General features: G+C 71.9%; 1 protein-coding gene. It reads left to right on the forward strand.

All coding sequences use genetic code 11. The annotated features are described in order from the left end of the window. Positions 1 to 80: 80 nt before the first annotated feature. On the forward strand, positions 81 to 2,006 hold a 1,926-nt coding region (locus KCH87_RS49935; protein ID WP_308299100.1), incomplete at its 3' end, for an SDR family NAD(P)-dependent oxidoreductase.

Genomic DNA, 2,006 nt, shown 5'->3' on the forward strand with positions numbered 1-2,006 from the left:
CCGGCACCCCCATCGCCCACATCGACGCCCTTACGCTGCGCGCGGTGCCCACCGAGCAGCTTCGGGGAGCTGCTGACAGCGTGAACGACGCACTTCACCAGCTGAGTTGGCAGGGCGCGCGGCTCGACGCCGGGGCCGAGGCAACGCGTTGGGCGACGCTGGGAGCCGCGCTGCCCGTACTCCCGGACCTCCCCGTATACGAGGACATCGCCGCGCTCGTCGCCGCGGCGGACGCAGACCATGAACTCCCGCAGGCCGTCCTCGTCCCGTTCCTCACCGGCCCGGCCGACGGCGACGACCCCGTCGTAGCCGTGCACAGCGCCACGGCTCGGCTCCTCGCCCTGTTCCAGGCATGGCGCGCGGACGACCGTCTCACCTCCGTCCGGCTGGTCGTCGTGACCTCGGGTGCCGTCGCCGCACAGCCCGGTGACGTCGTGTGCGACCCGGCCGCGTCGGCACTGTGGGGCTTCGTACGCGCGGCCCAGGCGGAAGCTCCGGACACCTTCACGCTCGTGGACCTGGACGCCGCGACGACGGCCGACGGTCTGACGGCGGCGCTGCGGGGCCTGCTGGCCTCTGATGAGGCGCAGGCCGCGGTCCGGTGTGACGAGGTGTTCGTCGCCCGGGTCACGCCGGCCGCCGACGGTACCGGACTCGTCGTGCCCGGATCCCGGGAATCCTGGCGCATCGACGTCACCGCCAAGGGCACGCTGGAGAACCTCGCACTCGTGCCGAACCCCGGCGCAGACCGGCCCCTCGCTCCAGGCGAAGTACGGGTCGCGGTGCGCGCCGCAGGCCTGAACTTCCGCGACGTCCTCATCGCGCTCGGAATGTACCCAGGTGAGGCTCCGATCGGCAGCGAGGGCGCCGGCGTGGTCCTGGAAGTGGGGTCCGAGGTCGCTGACGCCACCGGACTGCGGCCGGGGGACCGGGTGATGGGACTGCTCACCGAGGGCGTGGGCCCGGTGTCCATCACCGACCAGCGCTACCTTGCCCGGATCCCGCGGGGCTGGACGTTCGCTCAGGCCGCCGCGGTACCGATCGTGTTCCTCACCGCCTACCACGGCCTGTTCGACCTCGGCCGGCTCCAGGACGGTGAGTCGGTCCTCGTCCACGCGGCGACCGGCGGCGTGGGCATGGCTGCGGTCCAGCTCGCGCGGCACGCGGGCGCCGAGGTCTTCGGCACCGCCAGCCCGGGGAAGTGGGACACGCTGCGCGGGCAGGGCCTGGACGACGATCACATCGCCAACTCCCGCACCCTCGACTTCGAGCAGACCTTCGCTGGGCGCACGGGCGGCCGGGGCATGGACGTTGTACTCGACTCGCTGTCGGGAGAGTTCGTAGACGCGTCGCTGCGGCTGCTGCCGCGCGGCGGACGCTTCCTGGAGATGGGCAAGACCGACATGCGTGAGCCGGCGACCGTGGGTGCCCAGTACCCAGGCGTCGACTACCGTGCCTTCGACCTGCTGGACGCCGGACACGACCGCATCCAGGAGATGCTGACCGAACTCGTCGGGCTGTTCGAGAGCGGTGCCCTGCGGCCGCTCCCGGTCTCCGCCTGGGACATCCGACGCTCGCCCGAGGCGTTCCGCCACCTCGGCCAGGCCAGGCACACCGGCAAGGTCGTCCTCACGGTGCCGCGTCCCTTTGATGAGGAAGGGACGGTGTTGGTGACGGGTGGTACCGGTTCGCTGGGTGCGCTCGTGGCACGTCATCTCGTGGCCGAACACGGCGTGCGTCACCTGTTGTTGACGAGTCGTCAGGGGCTGTCGGCATCTGGTGCCCGGGAGTTGGTGGCGGAGCTGGAGGCGTCGGGTGCGCGGGTGTGGGTGGAGGCCTGCGATGCGGCGGACCGGGAGGCGCTGGCGCGGGTGTTGGCGTCGGTGCCGGTGGCGCATCCGTTGACGGCAGTCGTGCATACGGCGGGTGTCGTCCGTGACGCCACGGTCTCGGCGCTGTCCGGCGAGCAACTGGCGCAGGTGTTGCGGCCGAAGGTGGACGCGGCG

The organism is Streptomyces sp. GESEQ-35, assembly GCF_017948485.1.
In the GTDB taxonomy this organism is placed as follows: domain Bacteria; phylum Actinomycetota; class Actinomycetes; order Streptomycetales; family Streptomycetaceae; genus Streptomyces.